Here is a 22,558-nt window from a genome sequence, read left to right as displayed (position 1 = left end):
TAATTCTGCAATTATTTTTTAAAAATATTTAATTTAATACTTCTTTTAATACTTAAAATCTTTAATAAATAAAAATTAATTAAATACTTCTTTTTAAATACATAAAACATTAAAATAAAATATTTAGTTTAATACCTCCTTAATATTAAAACATTTAAACAAGTATTTTCACCTTTTTAGATAAAATTAAATTTAAATATTTTCTATTGAATTTTTAAAGTTTATATGAAAATATTAATTAAATTATAAAAAGAAAGTAAACATGATTAATAAAATTTTGAGGAATATCTATGGGACTAACTGATAAAATTGTAGAAATTAAAAGAAAAAGATATACTAATAATGTTAAAGCCTCTTGTTTATCATGTGGTAAGGACCTTAAGGTAAATGGTAAAAGTATTGTTAATTCAAATACAACCCTTAAAGATAATGTTAATTTTAATGGCATGACAATTCAAGGAAAAGGACATGTAACAATTGGATCAAATTTCCATTCAGGTATTGACTGTATGATGATTACAGATTTTCATAATTATGAGGGTGATGCGATACCTTATGATTCAACAGTAATATCAAAAGAAATCATAATTGAGGATAATGTTTGGATTGGAAATCGCGTAATTATTCTTGGTGGAGTTCATATTGGTGAAGGTGCCATTATTCAAGCCGGAAGCGTAGTTGTAAGTGACATTGAAAAATATGCGATAGCCGGAGGACATCCTGCAAAAGTTTTTAAATATAGGGATATCGGCCATTATGAGAGATTAAAGTCCAAAGGTAAATTCCACTAAATTATTTAGATTTTTAAATATTATATGAAAAAACAAAAAATTTAAATTCCTAAAACTCAAAATTTTACAATGAAATTACAAGTGAATTTTAATAAAAAGTGATATTATGGATTTAAGAGATGAAGAGGGAAGAATGTATCACATTAAAGTAAAGCCATGTGAAATTGGAGAATACGTTCTACTTCCAGGAAATCCTAAAAGATGCGATAAGATTGCGAAATACTTTGATAGACCAAAACTTATTGCAGACAATAGAGAGTATATAACTTATACAGGATATTTAAATGGAGTAAAAGTAAGTGTATGTTCAACAGGTATTGGGGGACCATCAACTGCAATTGCCGTTGAAGAATTAGTTAAATGTGGAGCTAAAACATTACTTAGAGTTGGAACATGTGGTGGAATCCGGAAAGACATAAAAAGTGGAGACATAATCATTGTACAAGGTGCAATAAGAATGGATGGTACAAGTAAAGAATATGCACCAATTGAATATCCTGCAATTGCAGACATTGAAATAATTAATTCATTAATAAAAGCAAGCAAAGATTTTGACTATGATTACCATGTTGGAGTTGTTCAAAGCAAGGATTCTTTTTATGGACAACATGACCCTGACTCAATGGCAGTGTCTCATATCCTTAAAGAAAAATGGGAAACATGGAAAAAGTTAGGAGTTTTAGCATCAGAGATGGAATGTGCTACATTATTTACAGTAGCATCACACTTACATGTACGTGCAGGTGGAGTGTTACTTGCAATACTTAACCAGGAGAGAAATACTGAATATGGAGATGATGATGTATTTCTGGATACTGAAAGATCTATTGAAACAGCTATTGAAGCTTTAAAGATCTTAATTAAAGAGGACAATAAATAGTTTTATTGTATTAATTATTTATTATAACAGTTTAAATTCATATAAATTTAAAAGTATTATGGCAACATATTAATTTCTTTTTTAAAGAGTATTGAAATGATTAAGAGGATAACTAGAAAAACAATATAATATTCATAATGTTTTTTCCGCAATCTTATATGGCTACGTGAATAAAATACTCTAAAGCCAATTGAATAAACAATTACAAAAACTATTACATACCAACGCACAAATATCCCCCGCTTAAAGAGAATTATTAATGATCAAGAATATAAAGAATTAACGCTTCCAATAGACAAATAATAGCCGTATAATCCTTGATTCTTCCAGAATCTTTTTCATCATTAGTAAAAGAATAATCACTAGTAACTCTAGTAGTAAGTATAATTGTCAGAAAAAACAACGCTAATATAAATTTAAATATCTTCATATTCCACCTATACTGAAACATGATCTACCACAAAAGTTCCACATTTATTTAAAATATAACTTCTTATAATCTCTTTAGTTATTTCTTTCTTGTTTTCACCAATTACTTTGTTTTTTGTATATTTGTAGTAGCCTTTAGTTAAGCCTATTTTCCAAACATTTTCTTGTATGCCTTTTTTTATTTCGGGACGAACAGTTTTAATAGCTTTAACTACACTTTTTGTTTTAACTGATTTACTGACAACATTATATTCTGAACCTAAATCACATGCATCCAATCCCATGGATATTCCAAATTCCAATTCATTTCGCTGTGTAAAATTCATGCTGATCTTCTTGGTTTTCTTGTCAACATTTATAAGACCGGAACTGTAGGCAGTACAGATTGTACCTGCAACCAACAATGGCACACCTACAATAGCACCAGCACCAGATAATGTCATTATCAATCCTGCATTAACCATAAAACCACCAGCAATACCTGAAAGCATTCTAGGATTAGAAACATCTTCATATATGTAATTTACAAGATTCCTCACACCTTTATTATTTATTCTTGAATACACCTGATTGTATATTGTTGAATATATATTATGTATCTCTGATTTTAATATGTTTTTTAAGTTATTTATTATTTTTGAAGGTCTTAAAAAATTGTATGACCCTAAGATCATTCCACCATTAAATTTGTATTTCCTATTTAAATAATTAAAAAGTATATATGAACCAAATCCCCCATATTCTGTATAAGCAAGATATGAAGTGTTGTCAGATAAACCAAAATACGTATTATTTTTATTATTTAGGTAAATCTTCTCCATTAAGTAGGCCTAATATAATTTCACTTACAGCACAAGTAGAATTATCCCCGTTTAAGCCCATCACATATTCTTCTAATATACTGGTTATGTAACTGATTCTGTTTAATGATTGCTTAAAATTATAGTAATCTTGACTATAAAATGCAGATGTCCAATTCCATACACTAATACATCTCCCCTTTACCGTAAGATATGATTCAATTAGATAATAATAATTATCAATTTCCCAGTTTATGTTGAATTCCTCTGAGACTTCATTGAATGATTTAATCATTAACCAGTTGTAAGCAAGGTTATTTAGATATAATTCATATGCAATTTTATCTGCTCCGGTATAATTTATTATGTTATTTGTTGAATTTTTCATTAAATCATCATTAATGATGACCCCAGTATTGATAAGTATGCTTTCTATTGCTTCATATCCTAATTTACTTGTCCAATTAGTTTCATTAAATAGATATTGATTAGCTACTCCACCATATGATAAGATAATATAATTAATATTTTCATGAATGAAATCGAAACTATTATATTTTCCATGATTATTTAAAGATATTGAAGTAACGACAGGTTGATAATCAACACCCCAGTTACTTGAATTAACATTTATTTTTAAATTATTAGTTAAATAATTTTGAGTAGTGCTAGTGTAAATTTCTGAACTAAAAAACATTGAAGCAACAATATTTTTACCATAGTAAAATTTAACATTACAAATATTCTTCTTCGAATATTTTCCACCATTATAAATAACATTTAAACTATAAAGTTTATCTTTATTATATCCAAGATATCTTATAAATATATTTAATCCATCGGAGTATAATAAAAATCCGACACTTGTAATGGTTAAATTCTTTTTTACCTCAGTAATATTTTTTGTATCATTTAACGAGAAGAAATAATACTTATTATTTTTTAAACTAGTTGCTCCAGATTCAGTGTAATCATAAGTGTATTTATATAATTTGTTGTTTTTATAAAATCCTAATAAACGACCATAAGGCACAGTTAAATTCTTAACTACATCTTTTCCTGTAACAAGTTCATGAAATGTTATTTTGTTTTTAGATGTTATGTTTATTGTGTAAAGTAAGTTTGGTTTATAATATGCATCAATATTAAACTCTGTAGTTACTGGAGCATATATTTCATTACCTTCAAATTTACATATTACTTTGTATGTATTCGGGTTGTTCATGTTTATTTGTAGCCTAAATGTTCCATTTTCATTTGTAATTCTTGGATAATTTTTTGTTACATTTTTATTAACAAATAATATACTTAAAGGCACGTCTGTTATAGGATTTCTAAATTGATCAGTTAATATTCCAACAAAATATTCACCTTTACTATGTATAATTAAATTTTTGCTATGTACATAAGTAGGAATGCTTGTTTCATTTGTAACAATTTTTAGATTAAATGTTTTAGATGAACTTAAATAATTTTTATTGCCCATATAAAAAATTAATATATAATAATTCCCCAGGTTAATATTTAATGTAGGAATTTGAACTATTCCCTCTTCATTGGTCCTTGCTGTTAAGTTTCTAATTAGATTTAAATCTTGATCAATTATTTTGTAGATAACAGTTTCATTAACTAAATTAACATTATAAGAAGATAGTTTGATGTTTAGATCTCGGTTTCCATTTTTAACAATTAAATCTTTACCTTCTATGAATGTTTTATCCTTGACATTTAAAGTAAAATTATAGTTTAATGGATTATATGCTTCATCCCCCTCAAATGCAAAATTAATAATATTTTGTCCAATTGGTAAAGTTTTATTGAATTTCACATATCCTAAATCATCGGATTTTAAAATATAGCTTCCGTTATCTGTATTTAATGTTACTGTGTGGTTTACTACTGGAAATCCCTCATCATTTACCATATAAAAAATCAGATAATTATCCGAGAATAGTGTATCGCTTTTTATTAATAATGTTATGTTTGATTTAATGATTCTTATTGAATATTTAACTGTAGTTGTTTTAAACAGTTTATCTCCATCAAATATGGCCGCCAAATTATATAATCCAGGATATAAATTTAGATTGTAATATATATTTCCCCAAAAATCAGTTGTATAGTTAAAGCTTTTATTTCCTACATTTAGACATAATATTTTATTTTGTAATCCTCTGCCTTCTGTATCAGTGATTCTTATTTTACCATAAACTGAACCATAATTAAACGTATAATCTTCAGAAATTATGCTGGTATTTGTTAAATCATCAGTATAACCAATATATGAATTAGTTATGTTTGTGATATTTGTAAATCTAGAATCAAAATTATAATTGTCATTAAATTCATAATTGATGGTTTCATCTGTGGTATTAACACTATTACTTTCTATATAAATTTTGGATGGTAAAAATGAACTTAAATTATAAAATGACAATATTTTTGAAAAACAGAAGGTGTATGTTTTAAAATCTATACCTGTAGATGTATAATTGCTTATGTAACTTGGAAGATAATTATTATCTTCCACAAAATCTACTAAAGCATTTACTAGGCGAATATATGTATAGTAACTTAATGTTTCATTGTTGAATATAATATTTTCATAGTTTGCAGCTTTGTAAATGTATGGTAAGCTTATTGTTTCATTTGTGTTTTCATCATCTATTTGGCTTATGGTTTTTGCCATAAGGTATGAGAATTCAAATACGCTTAAATTTGTATCGGAGATTGTAGTATTTCCTGGTAGTGTGTGGTTTTCAAAAATAGTATTTTTAAGTGTAATTGCCTTATTAATGATGTCTTGTATTTTAAAGGATTTTGTGAAGTTGTTTATATAAATTGATCCATATGAAAATGCTGAGGAGTTTTCTGGATTATTACTATTGTAATTTAGATAGATATTATGATAACCTGGGCTTAATTTTAAGAAATAGGTGCATAGTCCACTGCTATCTGATGTTAAGTTTATTTTTTCACCTTCACAGTATAAGGTTACTGTTTTATTTATTAATGGGTATCCTTGATTGTCCATTAATTTAAAATTAAAGGGTTCATAGGGTGTTATGTTATCTGATACATCTATGAAGAAGGGTATTCTTTTTAATACTGTTACGGTGACTTTTTTGGATGCTGATGCATATGTTGATGTTCCATCATATTTGATGGTTGCATTATATGTTCTTGGCCAAAGATTAATGTTTAAACGAGCCATTCCATCGGAATTAATAGTTCTGTTATACGTTTTTCCGCAAATGGTAATGCTTATTTTATGGTTTACTAAGGGATTATGATTATTATCATATAAATAAACGTCTAAAGCAGTGTCGTTTAGGAAATATTTAACTAAATCATTAGCAACTAAATTAACTGGAATTTTATTATTATTTTCTTCATTTAATGATTCCTCTGTCTTAGAATTATCTGAATCTAGATTATTTTCAGAGCCTTCAGTATTTATTTCATCAATATCCTCATAATTATAATCTTCAATATTATTATCATCATTATTATTGTTTGTATTGTTTTCTATGATTATGCTTTGATTTGAATTGTTTGTATTGTTTTGAAGTATATCCTCAGGGTTGTTTACAGTAGTATTTGTATTGTTTGTGGCTGAAATTGAGGATATGCTTAAAACTACAATCACAAGTATAATCAGAAGAAAATATATAATATAATATCTTTTCATAACTCAATTTACTCCCGTTAAAAAAAATATTTATATAAAATATGGTATTTGTATATAAAATACGGTATTTTAATAAACAAAATATGGAAATTATTCACTTTTATTTTTTTGATTTAAATAAATTTTAATAATTTTTTAAGTTTATATAAATATAATTTTTTTAACTAGTGTTTTTTATATTTAAAGCTATGTTTAATTATTATTTAAAATTTTTTAAAATAAATAAAATCAACGTTATTTTAATAATTAAAAAATTTAGCTAAAAATAATAGCCGATCAAACTTTAAAAAATACCAACAAGAGTTTTACAATTATTAAAATTAATAAGAATAAAAGAATCCATTGATAAAATGGAAAAATAAGTTAAGAGAATAAAAATAAAAGAGAAACCATAAATTAAACAAATAGAATAACCATTATAATTAATTTAAAAGGATATTAATAATCATAAGGTTAATAATAAAAATAAAATATTATTAATCTATTTTACAAATGACTTAATTAAATCAAGCTCCTTTTTGCTGATTGTTCTAAATGCAAATATCAATACAAAGTAAATAGCCGCACCTAAAATAGATACCCATATAATATTAATAATACCAACTGGATTAACTAGATAAACAACAACACCCATAATAGCTGATGCAACAACAATCTTAATCGAAGAGTTAACCTCAAATGGTAGGCCCATATAACGTCTGGATACAAGTGCAGTAACAATAAATGCAAAGGCATAAGATATTAAAGTAGCAATTGCTGCACCTAAAATACCCATAAATGGTATGAATATGATGTTTAAAACAACATTCAAGATTGCAACAAAAATCCAAAGTTTACCTAGAACCTTGGTATTCTTTTCCAATATTAAAATATTATTTGTAATACCATAAAGCCCCATAAATACAGCACCAAGGGCCACAAATGGAGTAATGATAAATCCATGGTTTGCAATGTCAAAGGTCGTGATACTTAAGAGTAAAGACTTTGAAAGAATGCTCAAACCAACGGCTGCAGGAACAGTCAATAATAGATAATATTTCATTGAATATCTTAAGAAATTATTAACTTCCTTCATTCCACCATTTTCATAATATTCCGGAAGAACAGCTGGAAGTAAAACTGCAAATGGAGATAAAAACATTAAAAGAATGCTACCAATTGAATATCCTGGAGAATACCAACCAACAGCAGCCGAACCTAAAATAATACCCAACACATATTTATCTGAGGAATCAACAACCCAACTAGATACGTTTGATGGAACTGTTGGAAGTGCAAACTTAATCTCTTCCTTTAAAGTATTAAATTTAAATCCAAAACCAAGATCCCTTATAATATTAATAGACATCATTAGAAATACAGCAAAATAACCTGTAAATAATCCCCAAACTACAATATCTAATGGATAATGATTCATTGTAAGATAGATACACACAAATACCCCAATATAGCTTTGAAGTATTAAATATATGGAATATCTTTTCATTCTTTGTACTGTCCTATAAAATGTAATCAACATGAGATTAACACAGGCAAAGAATGAGATGAATACTGTAATATACAATATTTTCAGATTACCATTAAACAATGAAGCTGCAATAGGCTTTGCAAATAATACACATAAACCACATATGATTAGGGTAAAGATAGTTGTGACAGTAATCATCGGATAAAATGACTCTTTAAACTTAACCTTATCATGTTCTGCAGATAAAAATCTTACCATAGTATATGGAAGTCCCAGATTTGCAATATTTGGAAGAAGTGCTATAGTCGTTAAAACTTGAGCCCATATACCATATTCTGCAGTTGAAAAGGATTTAGTAATAATTGGAATGAAAATGAGGCTACTTAAAGATATTAATATATTTGTAATACCTACAAGCCCCACTCTTTCTACAAACAATTTATATGCATTCAAATTATCACCAATAAAACAAGTTTAAATTAGTATCTAAATTCATAACTGAATTATACAAAACATAAAAAATATTAAACAAATCTTATATTCTTCAACTTTAATATTTAAAAAATTAAATAAATTGAAAAAAGTTACCTATTGATAATATTTTAATCTTAATATATAAAATTTAGTCTTTAAAAGATTACAATAAAAATAGAATTTTATCAGTATCACTAAAAAATAGATAAAGATTTAAAATATTTCAAAGATTCTAGAATATTAGAAGTAAAAATAGGTTTTAAAAACAGAAAAAAAATGATTTTAAGTAGATGTAAAAATAAAATTTAATTAAAAAATAGCCAATAATCACTGGATTTTCTTAAAAGAAGACATAATATTTAAGATTAGGAGATTATATTTTAAGGACACTTTGATTAGAAAAAGTTAAAAGATTAGAGAAAATATTAATTCTCTTCTAATAGAACTATGTTTTTAGGATCTACTTTTAAATAATTGGGAATGTCAAACTCATGTTCATAAATCTGCTTATCGACTTTCCACCATATACCATTTGCAAGTGTTATTTCCCATTCAAAAGGTCTTTCTAATTTACTTGCATTTAAGGTTCCAACTACATTTACATCATCTTTTCTTGAAGGATGGAAATCATGGGCCCTTATTCCGATATGGGTAATGTTAGGTGAAATCTTCTTAGCTACTTCAAATTCAACATCCCAATCTAAAGCCTTAAGATGATAATCATCAATCATCTCAATTTTAGAAATATTTTTAAGTCCAGTAAGTTTAGCGACTTGGACATTTCTAGGATTTTCAAAGATTTCATGGGTAGTTCCCTTTGCAATAATTTCGCCTTTGTCCAATACTAAAAGCTCATCACAGAATTGAAATGCTTCATCACGGTCATGAGTAACTAAGATTGACAAACCGTCAAAATCATCCAGTAAATTAATTAATTCAATACGTAATTTTTCCTTTAAAACTGTATCCATTGCACTGAACGGTTCATCCAACAATATAACATCGGGACCATAAGCTATAATGCGAGCTAAAGCTACCCTTTGTTGTTGACCACCTGATAGCTGTCTAGGATATCTTTTTTCTAATCCCTCTAAATGAAAACGCTTAATCATGTCAGATACAATGCTTTTATCATCATCCTTAGATAAACCACATGCAACATTTTCCTCAACAGTCATGTTAGGAAATAATGCATAATTTTGAAATAAGTAACCTACCTTCCTATCTTGAGGTTTCAAATTAATTTTTTTATTTGAGTCATAATAAATTGTTTCTTTATCAGTGGTTAAACTTACAACACCACTATCAGGATCCACAATTCCTGCAATGGATTTTAATGTCATACTTTTACCGCCACCGGAAGGTCCAAGAATACCTAAACAACCCTTTTTTAATTCAAAATCGACTTCCAAATCAAATTCTTTAAGTTCCTTTTGAATATCTACTTTTAACAATTTATTACCCATAATCTAAACACCACAAATAAAAAATAAAAAAAATAGTTTATTTCCATTGTTTTTCTTTACGTATAGTAACATAATCCATAATGAAAATAGCTATAAATGCAATTATAACAATGAATATTACATAATTAGAAGCGTCCATCATATTTCCTGCTGCTACCTCAGAATAAACAGCCATTGGGAGAGTCCTGGTTTCTCCTGCAATATTACCTGCAAGCATAGCAGTTGCACCGAACTCGCCTAAACCACGGGCATAAGCAAGAATTCCCCCACTAATGATTCCAGGTAATGCATTTGCAAATAAGATTTTCCAGAAAATTTTCCACTCAGACATACCTAATGTACGGCCAGCATCCAATAGGTTAGAATCCACTTGTTCATATGCACCTCTAGCAGAACGATACATTAATGGAAAGGACATGACTACTGCTGCAATAACAGTTGCAGACCATGAAAAAGCAATTTTCACAGAGAAGTATTCAATTAAAAAACGACCAATAGGTCCTCTAACCCCAAAAATATACAATAAAAAGAATCCTACAACGGTAGGAGGTAATACGATAGGTAATGTGAAAATACCATCAAGAACGATTTTTATTGTGTCGTTTTTAATTTTAACAATGATCCAAGCAACAATCAAACCTAGAAAAAAGGTTATCAAGATTGATAAACTTGCTGTTTTCATTGAAATTCCAATAGGTGTCCAATCCATCATACATATCCCCATATTATTAACTATTTACTAACTATAAAAAAAATATTAAATAAATTTAATTATGAATAGTAAATCCATAATCTTCAAATACTTGTTGAGCTTCTTGAGATTGTAAGAATTCCATGAATTTTTGTGTAGCAGTATCATTTTCAGAAGATTTAAGAGGAGCTACAGGGTAAATGATAGTTTTTAAAGAATCTTTAGGAGCTTCACATACTACTTTAACATCATCGTTTGATTTAGCATCAGTAGCATATACAATACCATAATCAGCAGAACCTTGAGCTACTTGATTTAATACAGCAGTTACATCTGTAGCTAAGGATAATTTAGGCTCAACATCATCCCATATACCGAGATTATGTAATGATTCATTAGCATATTGTCCAGCAGGTACAGACTTAGGATCACCAATAGCAATAGTACCATTTACATCTTTTAAATCTTTAAATGAAGATACGTTAGTATTTGAATCAGCAGGTACAATTAAAACAAGCTTGTTTTCTAAAGATTGAACATTAGTACTGTTATCAACTAAACCTTCATCAACTAAAGCATTCATCTGTTTATTACCTGCAGACATGAATACATCTGCATCTAAACCATTTTCAATTTGTTTTTGTAAATCCCCACTAGAAGCATAAGTAGGAGTAACTTTTACACCAGGATACTTTTCCTCAAACATCGGAATTAGTTTCTGATCATAGACATTTTTCAAACTAGCTGCAGCAGCCACATGAACTTCCTGTCCTTGTAAACTATTATCTGAGGAAGAAGTATTAAAAGAACCAGTAGCATATAAACCTACTACAACAGCCGCTATTATTACAATTATAGCAACTATTAATATTTTCATATTTCTCTCCATAATATACACCTAAAATTATATTATACAAAAATTACCAACATCATATACAAAATAATCCACAATCACCAAATAAGTAATCTGAACAAATCTTATATACTTACAATTTATTGATACAAAAAGGACTACATATTTTAATTTATTGTCAAAAAATATTCTAAATGAACCATATATAAATAAAATTAACCATACAACATATTATTTTGTTCAATTTTCAATGTTTTTCATTTATATTTAATATCTTTCTAAATTAAAAGTTGAATATGTTGGTTGTATCTTTATTTAATAATAATGATATATAAAATTTTTCATATCGAAATAAAGTACCTATCATTTTTTAAATCAATAATCAATTTTCATATAAAAGATTAAAGTAAAAAGGAATAAAAAACGAATATTTTAATAATTATAAAATTTAAAGTAAAAAAAGATATAACAACGAACAAATATTCGATTTACTATGAAATTCATTTATAAAAACATGATAAATTTAAAAAAAAATAAACAGTTTAAAAATTGAAAAATAGAATTTTTAAGATTAAATTAGAAGATTAAAAAAACAATTAAAAATTATAAATAGAAAAACCGATAAGAAAATGAATTTATTTACATATCACAGTTTATTAATAAAGGTTAATAAATTATCTTTCTAAATAAATCCTCATCAAAAGATTTGAAAATATAATCTTTATCATATGTTTTAGGAGTAAAGTCCAGGTTATTTATTAAGTCATTTACAGAGGAGACCAATCTAACTATATTCTCCTCAATTAAATTCTCAACATATTCAACACCTGGAAGATCTACGATGAATGTTTTACAATCAAACTGAAGACCTTCATAGATAGCTGTAGAGAATGCTCCTACCTGATACTGGCTTTCTGCAAATAGTTTATATAACGGAGTTTTACTATCATCAATAACCTCAAAATTACTAAATTCGGAGGCCTCTAAAAGCTCTGGATAGTTTACTTTCCAGTTTTCATATTCTCCCGGATGTAATTTATAGACTATCTTAAACCTCACATTTCTATTGTTTAGTTTAACTAAAAGCTCATAAGCAAATTTAGATAAATATTTACCGATTACTCCCTGTGAAATAAATAGTATTTGATTTTTGTTCTTTTTAATATTTACAAAATCCTTGGAACATTCCTCAAAATAAGGATAGCCCAAAGGTATGATATTATTTTTTTTAATTGGATAAGTACATGCATCAGCCCAGTAATCTCCGAAACTCAACAGTTTATCTGGAAAATACTCGATAGTACTTAATGTATTGTTTTTATTTACATTAACAATATGTTCATTTGGATAACTATATCCCAGATGATAATTACTTATTGTACCATGTTGAAGTTCCAAAACCTCAACACCCAAATCTTGACATGCAGCAACTAAAGCCTTGTTTTCATAAGCAACCACCACATAAACCTGTTTAGGGGATTTTTTAAGAATCAATTTTTTATATTTCTCATATTCGTACTCAAAGTTAAGAATATGATCCTTAATTATATCTTCCAGATTATCCATATGGATATTGAATTGGATTAAGAATTCGTTGTAGATATCCTGAATCAATTCCTTCTCCTCATCGTTAAAATGAATACTGTTTGTTTTCTTATGAATATATGAACCTAAAAGTATTCTATCATTATATCGGATATTTTTAGATTTATTAGTATAATGCTTATTAAGGTAAGGAGATTCGATAATCTCATAAGATTTACTATACTCCTCTAAATATCTTGTTAAAAAACAGGTGTAAATATCCCTATACTGGTCCTGATACATTACCTTACGGGGATGATCAAATATTAGTACATCGACCTTATCCTTTCCACTGAAAGGATTGGACTTTATACTATTTTTAATGAATGGTAAAAAAGAGTTGATTTTATCAATTATAGTTAATGATTGTTGTTGAGCAGAACCAAAAGTGTTTAACTTTCTTGCAACATCATAATACAAATACATCCTAACTAATTGCCAAAAATAGACACCATGAATCTTCTCATGATTTAAATTAAATTTACTTTCAATATCAAAAAAAGCATTTGCAATTTTTTTAACCGACCACATTTCAGATAACCTTAATTAAAAAATTATTATATTATAAAGATAGTATAACTTTGTTAAATAAATAGTTTTTCTTTAAAGAATTTAGAAAAAAATTAATATTTCAACATAAAAAATGATTTTTTAGGGTCTCCACAATAATTAGCAGATACTATATTCCCAATTCTTTTTTCAAATTCACTGATAAATTCTATTGAGGGCACGGTTCTAAACTCCACCATCAAACCTGCATCGCTAATCATATAGACTTTAAAGTCAGATAGAAATCTTCTTTTAGATAGACCCATATCTGTAAGAACTGATTCGATAGTTAAAATCAAATCAGACTGGGATTTTAAAATACTTTCATTCAACTGATCTAATTCTAATTGATTTTCAGATTTACTGCTGGATAAATCCCTTTTACTTTTAAGAAGATTTAAATAATCATCGATTACCTTATAACTAGACATTCTACACCTACAATACATCACCTAATCAAATTATTCAAACATATCATAACTTAAAATATCATCAGAGTATATGTTAGATTTTGCTGTCTTTCCAATGACACTATCAATTTTATCTGGAGAGATACCTGAGCCGGGACGCTTAAACGTTAACATCTCCTCTGTAATTGTTTGACCTTTTTGAATATCCGATGCAGCGACAATTGAACGTCTTGCCTGAAGACGGGATTCACTTTCACATGGAAGTGGAACCTTTTCATATTGACCATTAATGGTATTTATAAATCTAATATTGTCCTTAAATACCCGTACATCATCAGGATCCATTGCATGGTAATGATCATTACCTTTTAAAGTTTTATCCAATGTGAAATGTTTCTCAATGATGTCTGCACCATAAAGATAGGCAGTTGTTAAAGTTAGCATCTTATCATCAGGTTTAGTATGATCGGAATAACCAATATCATAATCTGGAAAAGTATCTTTAAGATTTTTAATCATTAAAAGATTTGCATCCTCAAAATCGGTTGGATAAGACAGAACACAGTGCAATATTCCAATTTCAATATCCGGATTTGTATCCTCAATAACCTTTATAGAATTCTTTACCTCCTCCATTGTAGAGGCACCGGTTGATAATATTATAGGTTTTCCCTTAAGTGCAATCTTCTTGATAAAAGGAATATTGTTTAAATCAGAAGAGGATATTTTATAAACATCCATAAACTCATCAAGATAGTCAACAGATTCAAAATCAAATGGTGTGGATAAAAACATTATTCCTATCTCATTACAATAGTCTGCAAGTTCCCTATATTGGTCTTTTCCAAAGGAGTCAAATTTCTTAAATAGCTCAAATTGGCTAGTTGTAGGTTCTTCGTTTAAATCCCAATATGCCGGTGAATTCTTACTGGCAATTGTTTCTGCCTTATATGTTTGAAACTTTACTCCATCACAACCAGATTCTTTTGCCTCTTTAACCATTAATTTTGCAGCTTCCATGTTAGAGATATTTTCCTTTTTTGCAATATCATAATAGTTCACACCAATTTCCGCTATTAAAAATGGTTTATTCTTAAAAATACTCATTTAATTCACCAATATACATATTTAATTATTGAAAATAGAATAGACAAACAATAAATTAAAAACAATGATTTTAGTTTTAAAATCACAATTCACTAAAGTCTAGTTGACCTGTTTTTAATTCCTTCTTCCTCATGTTCTGTCTATACTTGATTCTTAGAATATTCATGATATTCTCATAACCATGCTTTAAATCAATCTTCCTCATAGATTCCGCTAGTTCCTCCCTTAGCTCGAAGTTATTTAGAAGTTCTATAAATGTATCGATAATCTCATCCTCACTAACATTACTACCTAAACCAAGGTTTATGAAACCATTTTCCCTTGAGCCAAACTTATGGGTTAATTCCCTTTCGTTTTGACATAAACATATACAAGGTACGGCAAGTGATGCAACCTCATACATTGTTCTTCCTGCAGAAGTGAATATAATGTCCGCCTTAGCCATATACTCACTCATATTTTTAACGTTCTCAAGGATTCTGACATTAATATTTCCATCATATTTACTTTTAATTCCCTCTTTATCAGAATAGCCTAAACCTAAAATGACCGTAATGCTCTTATTATATCCGGAGTCTAAAATAGCTTTTAAGGTTTTTTCTGTAAGATTATTAGGATCAGTACCACCAAATGTTAAAAGGACCTCACCAACCTCTTCCTGAATAAATTTGAATGATTGATAGTAGAATTCTCCCCTTAGCATATAATAGTCAGGACCTGCATAGAGGTTTGGAATATCATCATTATGTTCATACAATGCATCAAATACAACATCGGCATATTTTGTTCCGGGACCTAAGTCTTCAAAATTGATTAAGAAATAATCCAAATCCTTAAGTTGTAACATATAATTCTCGTCAGTATCAAGAATATCGTTAATTACAATATCCGGATTATAACTAATGATCTTTTCAATTAAATCATCCTTGCCATTGTGAGTAATATACTTATAATTATGACTACTTACAATCTCAATTCCAAGGGGTTTATTCTCATCTAACAAGAACATGACCTCATGATTTGTAAGTTTGGATGCCAAAGACAAACATCTATAGACATGACCTGTTCCAATAATGTTAGTCGCATCTGTTTTTAGGATAATACGTTTCCTATTTAGAATCTTTTCTGCAACCCACCAATCCTCATAATTATCTATATCCACACTTTCATCTTTGGATACCTCAATCAGACCAATGTTTTCACCAATACGGGAGTTTTCAGTTACATAATTTCGTTTAGTACCTAAAATAGCTCCTGTTTCCTTATATGTCTTAGGCAAATATTGCCTATTCAATCTTTCATTATACAATGGATAGAAGGAGTCTTTAGACTCATCATATCCCCAAGTCAATGCCCTATCATCCACAACACTGATAATTGTATCAAAGTCATTTGTTGCCAATTGTTCTATAGCATGATTTAAAGTGGATAGTTTAAGAAGAGGGGAGGTTGGCTGAATAGTAAAAACCAAATCAAATGTATCCATTAACATTTTCTCCTCACGAACCACCGCATCATAGATTACAGGATCAAGTGGAACATCATCACGTGCTAGTTCTGAACTTCGAAATAATGTGGAAGCACCATATTTACTTGCAATAAATTGTATTTTAGTGTCGTCTGTTGATACCACAACTTTATCGACATATTTAGATTGTTTAACAGTACTTATTACGTGAGCAACTAAAGGCTTATCTGCTAAAAACCTAATGTTTTTACCAGGAATACTTTTAGATCCGCCTCTTGCCGGAATAACTACTAATACCTGTTTATTTTCAATCATAGAAATAACCTTAAAATAATAAATAATAATAGTATATTTTATATCTATATATAATATTAAATCTTACTAATTTAACCCAAAGTATTAATGGCTAAGATTTTTAAAACATATCTTAATATATGGAATATATTAAACTAAAAACTTTAATTAAAATATTCTAAATATTTAATTAAAAAAAACTTGTTGTTAAATAAATAATTTGGGATCAAATAAATTATTTTAATTATAAAAAGATAATATTAATTAAAACTTATTAAAATCCTATAAAATTATAGATTAATTAACTTATAATTATTAATTTAGAAAAATATTAGACCAACCCACTAATTTTCTTAAAAAAATAAATAACGATTAAAATGTCTGAAAATGAAAATGAAATAATAAACAAAATTCCAATTAAGAATATTTATTATTTGTTAAGTTATGCATATACTTATCTTAAAATAGATGAAGATGTTCTTAAAGAATCTGAAGACTTTAGACATGCAGAAGATTTGTTTGCAAGGATTTTAATAAACTCCTTAAGTTCCCTAATTAAAAGCGGATTTTATAGAAATTACATTGTTCAAAACGACGATACTTCAATTATTAGAGGTAAAATAAATATTTCAGAATCTATAAAAAGGCAGACATTAGTAAATAAAAGATTAAATTGCAGTTATGACGAATTTGATAAAAATGTAAAATTTAATCAGATTATTAAAAGTACAATCCAATATTTAATAGAACTACAAAATTTAGATAAAAAATTAATCGAAGATTTAAAAAAATTTAGACCTTATTTTCAGGATATCTCCTTGATAAAACTTACAAAAGAAACATTTCGCTCATTAAAATGGAATAAAAACAATAAATTCTATAGATTGCCAATCCACATTTGTCAATTAATATATGAAAATAAGCTTCCAGAAGATAATAAAAAAGGAAAAATTAGATTTAAAAGTTTTAGGCAAGATAAACAAAATGAATATGCCAAGTTATATGAGAAATTTGTTCTTAATTTCTACAAGAAAGAGATTGATAAAAAAGGATTTAAAGCACATGCCACTAAAATAAATTGGAAATTAGATGAAAGTTTTAATAATGATACAAAACACCTTCCAAGAATGAATACAGATATTACGCTCGAATATGAAGATAAACAGCTGATTATCGATACCAAATTTTATAAAAATATATTTTCCTCATATTATAATAGTGAAATATATCATTCTAATAATCTTTATCAAATTTTTACATATATTCAAAACAGCGATTTTGATGGTGAAATTAATGGAGTCTTACTTTATGCCTCATTAGCTGAGGATATAGAATCGGAATTTAAACTTCAAGATGGTAAAAGAATATGTATAAAAACTTTAAACTTAAATCAAGACTGGAAATATATTGATAGAGACTTAAGAAAAATAGTAAATAAATATTTATTTAATAAAGAGGATTAAGTGGTTAAAATGACTGATGAATATACTGAAGCATCTAATAAAATCATAGGTTATATTGAAAAAAATGGAGAACTTGACAATAGTCAATTTGAAAAAGAACTTGCAGATTTTCAATCCAAATATTCTCCAGAAGTTTTAAAACAATTAAAAGGAAAAAATCTCTTATATAAAATGTTTTATAATGATAAGAATACACATAACTTATGTCATGATTTAGAATTTGAACATAACATATTTGGATCCATTAAAGGAGGGTCTTCATATAAATTCACATTATTTAAAAATAAAGAAAACAATAAATGGAAATACGGTGCTAGCCCTAAAAATTTTAAATTTATCTCTGAAGACGAAGCAATAACTGAAGCTGAGAAAATAAGAGATGCATTAGTTAATGGAGCAGAATATATTAAGGAAACTAAACTTGAAACTATTGGAGATTATAATAAATTAGATAATAAATTAAATGAAATATTCAAGGATATACTACTAAAACCAGATTTCGTCTTTGTACATAAATACTTTTCAATGATAGTTCCAGATAAAGTATCAGTACTACACTCAAGAAACACTAGAATTGATGTTTTAAAAGCATTTAAAATCACACTTGAAGAAAATACTTTTGCCCAAGATGGGCAAATTAAGTTAATTACAAAAGGAGCAAATATTAACCATTACTTAATATGGAATTATTATGTAGAACTCTGCCATACACTTTATAACCCAGAAAACAAAGAGATATGGACAATAAGTGCTGGAGAGGATGGTAAATATTGGAATAGATTCTATGAAGATGAAATAATATCTATAGGATGGGGAGATTTAGGAGATTTAAATGATTTAGATGAAAATGAGATTGAAGAAAGATTAAATAAATATTATCCAACCGGAAAAAAACAACCTAATAATAAAAGAGCATTAATAGATTTTTCTAAAAAAATGAGTATTGGAGATATAGTAATAATAAAAAAGGGCAAAAGAGAATTATTAGGTTTAGGAATAATTACTTCAAATTACATTTTTGATGAAAATTTAAATATAGGTGAAGATTACTGCCATTATAGAAAAGTAGATTATTTAATCAATAAGAAAGCCGAAGTACCATCTAAAATTTCTACATTTTCAACCAAAACATTAACCCCCATTACCCCATATAAAGAGTTATGTATAGAAATATTTAGAAAAATGGGTTATAACCCAATTGACTATAAAATACCCTATAAAACAAACAAATCCCCAATTGAAATTCAAGAGTATACTGAAAAAGACTTCTTAAATGAAACATTATTTAAAAAAGAAGATTTTGAAGAACTTATAAATCTACTTAAAAGAAAGAAAAATATCATTCTACAAGGTCCCCCAGGTGTTGGAAAAACATATATTTCAAAAAGACTTGCATATGCAATGATAAACTGTAAAGATGACGATAAAATAGAATTTATACAATTCCATCAAAACTATTCCTATGAAGATTTTATTCAAGGTTATAAACCAAATGAAGAACATTTTAGTCTTGAAAACGGAGTATTTTATGAATTCTGCAATAAAGCAGCAAATAATCCTGACAATGACTATTTCTTTATAATTGATGAAATTAACCGTGGAAATATTAGTAAAATCTTTGGTGAAATTTTAATGCTTATTGAAAAGGATAAAAGAGGACCTAAAAATGGAATTTATTTAACATATGATAAAACCCATAAATTTTATGTTCCGAAAAACCTATACATCATCGGAATGATGAATACTGCAGACAAAAGTCTTGCAATAATTGATTATGCACTTAGAAGAAGATTCGTATTTATTGATATTAAACCATTATTTGATGATGAATATAAAGAAATTTTAATAGAAAAATTAATTGATGAGGGTACAGATAGTGAACTTGCAAATGAGATTATCTATAAAATAAATCAGTTAAATGATGAAATAGCTAATGATTCTGATTTAGGTAATGGGTTTAAAATTGGACACAGTTATTTCTTAGATGATGAAATTACACTTAATAAAGATAGTTATAATTCCATTATTAAATATGAAATAGCTCCTCTTTTAAGAGAATACTGGTTTGACAATATTGAAAAAGCAAATCAAAAAATTGAAGAACTTTATCTTTAAAATAAGTGGAAATTAATTAACAATGTAAATTTTATTATTTTTCAAATATGTGAAAGATTATATCAACATATTCAAATTATTAAATATATAATATATAAAAATCAAATATTAAATAATATAAATTAATTAAATAGATATATTATTTTTATATAAAATTTTAAGATTTTAAATAGAGATTTAAAAATTATTTTAAATCCAAATTCATTATTTTATTATTTTCTAGGTGTTAAAATATGACAGACATGAAAAGTTTATCAAAGGAACTTATAAGACGTATCAATGATTTAGCGGTTCCTATAAAAATTATGCATGTTTGTGGTTCACATGAACATACAATTATGGAAAATGGAATTAGAAGTTTACTTCCTCCAGAAGTGGAGATCATTGCAGGACCAGGCTGTCCAGTATGTGTTGTACCATCAAGAGAAATTGATGAAAGTATTCAACTTGTAGATAAAGGAGTCACTGTTACAACCTTTGGAGATATGTTAAGAGTTCCAGGTTCCGAAAGTTCCCTTGCAGAGAAAAAAGCTGAAGGCGGGGATGTACGTGTAGTGTATGGAATTAACCGTGCAATTGAAATAGCTGAAAAAACCGATAATGATGTTGTATTTATTGCTGCAGGATTTGAAACAACAGCACCTACAACAGCATCAGAGATATTGAATGAACCACCTGAAAATTTCTCAGTATTGTCCTGTAATAGAATGATACCACCTGCAATTGATTGGTTAATTAATTCCGGACAGACAAATCTTGATGCCCTTATTGAACCGGGACATGTTTGTACCATTATTGGAAACAAACCTTTCGAACATTTCTCAACAGACTATGGCATACCACAGGCAACAGCAGGCTTTAACCCATTGGATATACTTATGGCAGTATACATGATTTTACGTCAAGTCGATAGGGGAGAACCTAAAATAGAAAACGAGTATAAACGTGCTGTACGTTATGAAGGAAATACCGTTGCTCAAGAAGCTATGAAAGAGGTATACAAAGTAGAAAGTAGGGAATGGAGAGGTTTTCCAAAGATACCTAACTCAGTTCTTGAAATCAAGGATGAATTTTCACAGTATAATGCACGTGAAAAATATGATATTGAAGTTAAAGATGTAAATGAGGCACCTAAAGGCTGTATCTGTGGACCAATTCTAAGGGGTATTAGAAAACCTACCGACTGTAAATTATTTAGAAATGAATGTAATCCACTTCACCCAATTGGCGCATGTATGGTTTCTAAAGAGGGAACCTGTAACATTGCATACCGTTATAGTACTGACTAGATTAAAAAGTTGATAAAGATGGTTAATATTGAAGCAATTGCAGTGGATATCGACGGAACAATCACAGATGGCCATAGAAGACTTTGTATTTCTGCTATGAAAGCAATAAGGGAAGCTGAGGATTGTGGCATACCTACTGCGATAGTTACTGGAAATGTTGCAAACTTTGCATATGCTGCTGAAGTTTTTATAGGCTCAAGCGCAGGGATAGTTTTTGAAAATGGAGGTGGAATCTTTAAGGAAGGAGAAAACAATAATGAGATTCTTGTTCTTGGAGATAAAACTGAAGTTGATAAAGCCCATAATCATCTTTTAGAAGAGATACCCCATATCATGGTATCCAGTGATAACCAATTTAGGGTTTCTGAGAAATGTTACTATAAGGATAATGTCAAAAGGGATGAGGTGGCTAAAGCCGTAGAGGACTATAATGTAAAAGTATATGATAGTGGATTTGCATTACATATAACAGATCCAGATGTCAATAAAGGTACTTCACTTGAAAAACTATTAGAATGGTCTAATATCCCAATAGACAATGTGATGGCCATTGGAGATAGTGAAAACGATATTGAATTCTTAAAACATTCCGGTTTTAAGGTGGCTGTAGCAAATAGTGACCTGAGACTTAAAGACATTGCAGACTATAATTGTAGTAGAAAGTATGGTGACGGAGTAAGTGAAGCTATCCATAGATTCGTTTTAAATGATTAAGAAATAAAACTTAATATAATAA

At 27.9% G+C, this 22,558-nt stretch carries 17 protein-coding genes; 6 read left to right on the top strand and 11 right to left on the bottom strand.

Annotated features, from left to right (window positions below; genetic code table 11):
• Positions 1–290: 290 nt before the first annotated feature.
• Both ON24_RS06915 and udp read left to right on the top strand, forming a co-directional pair.
• The gene (locus tag ON24_RS06915; RefSeq protein ID WP_040682409.1) at positions 291–791 is read left to right on the top strand and encodes an acyltransferase; all 501 of its coding nucleotides are present in this window, start codon (positions 291–293) and stop codon (positions 789–791) included.
• 106 nt (positions 792–897) lie between these two features.
• Complete coding sequence (udp, locus tag ON24_RS06910) at positions 898–1,671, top strand: uridine phosphorylase (RefSeq protein ID WP_040682408.1); 774 nt, start codon at positions 898–900, stop codon at positions 1,669–1,671.
• Positions 1,672–1,927: 256 nt separating this feature from the next.
• On the opposite strand, the gene ON24_RS09340 is transcribed toward udp, so the two are convergent.
• The 11 genes from ON24_RS09340 to ON24_RS06855 form a co-directional block, all read right to left on the bottom strand.
• Positions 1,928–2,122 (bottom strand): hypothetical protein, encoded by a 195-nt coding sequence (locus ON24_RS09340; protein ID WP_040682407.1) that lies wholly within the window; start codon positions 2,120–2,122, stop codon positions 1,928–1,930.
• On the bottom strand, positions 2,109–2,921 hold the full coding sequence (locus ON24_RS06900) for a hypothetical protein (protein ID WP_040682406.1): 813 nt from the start codon (positions 2,919–2,921) through the stop codon (positions 2,109–2,111). The genes ON24_RS09340 and ON24_RS06900 overlap by 14 nt, the downstream gene beginning before the upstream one ends.
• Positions 2,899–6,549: a hypothetical protein gene (locus tag ON24_RS06895; RefSeq protein ID WP_152411898.1), complete on the bottom strand. Its 3,651-nt coding sequence runs from the start codon at positions 6,547–6,549 to the stop codon at positions 2,899–2,901. Before ON24_RS06895 ends, ON24_RS06900 begins: the two co-directional genes overlap by 23 nt.
• Before the next feature lie 523 nt (positions 6,550–7,072).
• The gene (locus ON24_RS06890) at positions 7,073–8,512 is read right to left on the bottom strand and encodes an oligosaccharide flippase family protein (RefSeq protein ID WP_040682404.1); all 1,440 of its coding nucleotides are present in this window, start codon (positions 8,510–8,512) and stop codon (positions 7,073–7,075) included.
• A gap of 446 nt (positions 8,513–8,958) precedes the next feature.
• Positions 8,959–9,999, bottom strand: coding sequence for a sulfate/molybdate ABC transporter ATP-binding protein (locus tag ON24_RS06885; RefSeq protein ID WP_040682403.1), 1,041 nt, complete (start codon positions 9,997–9,999; stop codon positions 8,959–8,961).
• Positions 10,000–10,036: 37 nt separating this feature from the next.
• Complete coding sequence (modB, locus tag ON24_RS06880; protein WP_081585252.1) at positions 10,037–10,711, bottom strand: molybdate ABC transporter permease subunit; 675 nt, start codon at positions 10,709–10,711, stop codon at positions 10,037–10,039.
• A 55-nt stretch (positions 10,712–10,766) separates the two neighbouring features.
• Positions 10,767–11,567: a molybdate ABC transporter substrate-binding protein gene (modA, locus tag ON24_RS06875; protein WP_236254931.1), complete on the bottom strand. Its 801-nt coding sequence runs from the start codon at positions 11,565–11,567 to the stop codon at positions 10,767–10,769.
• A 642-nt stretch (positions 11,568–12,209) separates the two neighbouring features.
• Positions 12,210–13,658 (bottom strand): hypothetical protein, encoded by a 1,449-nt coding sequence (locus ON24_RS06870; RefSeq protein ID WP_040682401.1) that lies wholly within the window; start codon positions 13,656–13,658, stop codon positions 12,210–12,212.
• Between the two features lie 92 nt (positions 13,659–13,750).
• Positions 13,751–14,107: a hypothetical protein gene (locus ON24_RS06865; protein ID WP_040682400.1), complete on the bottom strand. Its 357-nt coding sequence runs from the start codon at positions 14,105–14,107 to the stop codon at positions 13,751–13,753.
• Between the two features lie 30 nt (positions 14,108–14,137).
• Entirely contained in the window at positions 14,138–15,193 is a 1,056-nt protein-coding gene (locus ON24_RS06860; protein ID WP_040682399.1) for an N-acetylneuraminate synthase family protein, read from the bottom strand.
• An 82-nt stretch (positions 15,194–15,275) separates the two neighbouring features.
• Positions 15,276–16,976, bottom strand: coding sequence for a cytidylyltransferase domain-containing protein (locus tag ON24_RS06855; RefSeq protein WP_040682398.1), 1,701 nt, complete (start codon positions 16,974–16,976; stop codon positions 15,276–15,278).
• 356 nt (positions 16,977–17,332) lie between these two features.
• Here ON24_RS06855 and ON24_RS06850 point away from each other — a divergent pair, with 356 nt between their 5' ends.
• The 4 genes from ON24_RS06850 (at position 17,333) to ON24_RS06835 (ending at position 22,536) form a co-directional block, all read left to right on the top strand.
• Positions 17,333–18,418, top strand: a complete 1,086-nt coding sequence (locus ON24_RS06850) for a 5-methylcytosine restriction system specificity protein McrC (protein WP_040682397.1) — start codon at positions 17,333–17,335, stop codon at positions 18,416–18,418.
• A gap of 9 nt (positions 18,419–18,427) precedes the next feature.
• Positions 18,428–20,533, top strand: coding sequence for an AAA family ATPase (locus ON24_RS08990; protein ID WP_050553585.1), 2,106 nt, complete (start codon positions 18,428–18,430; stop codon positions 20,531–20,533).
• Positions 20,534–20,775: 242 nt separating this feature from the next.
• Complete coding sequence (gene hypD, locus ON24_RS06840) at positions 20,776–21,822, top strand: hydrogenase formation protein HypD (RefSeq protein WP_040682418.1); 1,047 nt, start codon at positions 20,776–20,778, stop codon at positions 21,820–21,822.
• An 18-nt stretch (positions 21,823–21,840) separates the two neighbouring features.
• Positions 21,841–22,536 carry a phosphoglycolate phosphatase gene (locus ON24_RS06835; RefSeq protein WP_040682396.1) on the top strand — a complete coding sequence of 232 codons (696 nt, stop codon included), beginning with the start codon at positions 21,841–21,843 and terminating at the stop codon, positions 22,534–22,536.
• Positions 22,537–22,558: the final 22 nt, after the last annotated feature.

Origin of the sequence: Methanobrevibacter boviskoreani JH1, from assembly GCF_000320505.1 — an archaeon.
GTDB classification, from domain to species: Archaea; Methanobacteriota; Methanobacteria; order Methanobacteriales; family Methanobacteriaceae; genus Methanarmilla; species Methanarmilla boviskoreani.
This window is presented reverse-complemented; position numbering and strand designations above follow the sequence as displayed.

Excerpts from the sequence above, each read along its gene's own strand:
- hypD (WP_040682418.1), top strand. The coding sequence starts at position 20,776 with ATGAAAAGTTTATCAAAGGAACTTATAAGACGTATCAATGATTTAGCG.
- ON24_RS09340 (WP_040682407.1), bottom strand. The coding sequence starts at position 2,122 with ATGTTTCAGTATAGGTGGAATATGAAGATATTTAAATTTATATTAGCG.
- udp (WP_040682408.1), top strand. The coding sequence starts at position 898 with ATGGATTTAAGAGATGAAGAGGGAAGAATGTATCACATTAAAGTAAAG.
- ON24_RS06860 (WP_040682399.1), bottom strand. The coding sequence starts at position 15,193 with ATGAGTATTTTTAAGAATAAACCATTTTTAATAGCGGAAATTGGTGTG.
- ON24_RS08990 (WP_050553585.1), top strand. The coding sequence starts at position 18,428 with ATGACTGATGAATATACTGAAGCATCTAATAAAATCATAGGTTATATT.
- ON24_RS06850 (WP_040682397.1), top strand. The coding sequence starts at position 17,333 with ATGTCTGAAAATGAAAATGAAATAATAAACAAAATTCCAATTAAGAAT.
- ON24_RS06835 (WP_040682396.1), top strand. The coding sequence starts at position 21,841 with ATGGTTAATATTGAAGCAATTGCAGTGGATATCGACGGAACAATCACA.
- modA (WP_236254931.1), bottom strand. The coding sequence starts at position 11,567 with ATGAAAATATTAATAGTTGCTATAATTGTAATAATAGCGGCTGTTGTA.
- ON24_RS06900 (WP_040682406.1), bottom strand. The coding sequence starts at position 2,921 with ATGGAGAAGATTTACCTAAATAATAAAAATAATACGTATTTTGGTTTA.
- ON24_RS06885 (WP_040682403.1), bottom strand. The coding sequence starts at position 9,999 with ATGGGTAATAAATTGTTAAAAGTAGATATTCAAAAGGAACTTAAAGAA.
- modB (WP_081585252.1), bottom strand. The coding sequence starts at position 10,711 with ATGATGGATTGGACACCTATTGGAATTTCAATGAAAACAGCAAGTTTA.
- ON24_RS06865 (WP_040682400.1), bottom strand. The coding sequence starts at position 14,107 with ATGTCTAGTTATAAGGTAATCGATGATTATTTAAATCTTCTTAAAAGT.
- ON24_RS06870 (WP_040682401.1), bottom strand. The coding sequence starts at position 13,658 with ATGTGGTCGGTTAAAAAAATTGCAAATGCTTTTTTTGATATTGAAAGT.
- ON24_RS06855 (WP_040682398.1), bottom strand. The coding sequence starts at position 16,976 with ATGATTGAAAATAAACAGGTATTAGTAGTTATTCCGGCAAGAGGCGGA.
- ON24_RS06915 (WP_040682409.1), top strand. The coding sequence starts at position 291 with ATGGGACTAACTGATAAAATTGTAGAAATTAAAAGAAAAAGATATACT.